At 56.5% G+C, this 1,110-nt stretch carries 1 protein-coding gene; it reads left to right on the top strand.

Features of this window, described 5'->3' with window-relative positions; translation table 11 throughout:
• Positions 1-70 precede the first annotated feature (70 nt).
• The gene (locus AB4Y40_RS42740) at positions 71-1,105 is read left to right on the top strand and encodes an IS630 family transposase (protein ID WP_368692983.1); all 1,035 of its coding nucleotides are present in this window, start codon (positions 71-73) and stop codon (positions 1,103-1,105) included.
• Positions 1,106-1,110: the final 5 nt, after the last annotated feature.

The raw sequence follows: 1,110 nt of genomic DNA, 5'->3' as shown, positions 1-1,110 counted from the left end.
TTACTCATAAGTCAGGAATTTTGCGGACAGATGGTCTATGCTTGGGCGATAGCTATTGAGAGCATCGCCCATGAAACGAGATGGCCGGAGCCTGGCTCACAACACGCTCGAAGAGATGCGTATCCTTGCAGTTCAGCGTATGGCTGAAGGCGAGCATCCAAATGATGTTGCCGCGTCGTTTGGGATGCATCGCTCATGGGCGTACAAGATCAGGGCGCAGGCGCGAGGCCGTGGTCATGGTGTGCGAGTGCTGCGATCGACCAAGGGCACGGGTCGCCCACGTACGCTTACTGCGACGCAGGAGCAGCGGGTAATGCGCTGGGTTAATGGCAAGAATCCAATGCAGTACGGGTTTGATTTCGGGTTGTGGACGCGCAACCTGGTTCGTGAGCTGGTACGACAGAAATTCGACGTCACGTTAAGCCTTGCTTCGATCGGTGCGATGCTCGCGCGTCTGAACCTGACGCCGCAAAAGCCGTTGCAGCGTGCTTACCAGCGTGATCCGGAAGCTATCGAGCGCTGGCAGCGAGAAACCTATCCGAGCATTGCCAGGCGGGCTCGCGAGCAGAAGGCGGACATCTTTTTCTGGGACGAATCGGGCTTCCGTGCTGGCTCGGTGCATGGCAGGACGTGGGCGCCGCGCGGTGAGACGCCGGTGGTCGAGCGGCCCGGCGAACGGCAAAGCATGAGCGCCGCGTCCGCTGTTAATTCGAAGGGGGCCTTCTGGTTTGCAACGTATGAAGGGGCACTTAGCGGCGAGTTGTTCGTGGAACTGCTCAAGAAGCTTATGTTCAATCGGAAAAGAGCGGTTCATCTGATCGTCGACGGATTGCCAGCACATAAGAAAGCCGTCGTTAAGGACTATGCCGCCAATACGCAGGGCAAGTTGACTTTGCATTTCCTGCCCGGTTACGCACCGGACCTGAATCCAGATGAACTGGTGTGGAGTCACGTCAAGCGCACCGGTGTCGCGCGGCGCCCACTTCAAAAAGGTGAAAAGCTGGGCTCAAAAATTCACGAGCAGCTTTCACAAATTAGCCGCGATCCGTGCCTTGTTCGGTCATTTTTTAGGCATCAATCTGTCAGCTATATTGCTGACGTGTGAGTAAC

The sequence above is a fragment of the Paraburkholderia sp. EG287B genome, assembly GCF_040965595.1.
Taxonomy (GTDB): Bacteria; Pseudomonadota; Gammaproteobacteria; order Burkholderiales; family Burkholderiaceae; genus Paraburkholderia.
This window is presented reverse-complemented; position numbering and strand designations above follow the sequence as displayed.

What these genes read in the sequence shown, in the direction of transcription:
- AB4Y40_RS42740 (WP_368692983.1), top strand. Translation starts at nt 71, where the DNA reads ATGAAACGAGATGGCCGGAGCCTGGCTCACAACACGCTCGAAGAGATG.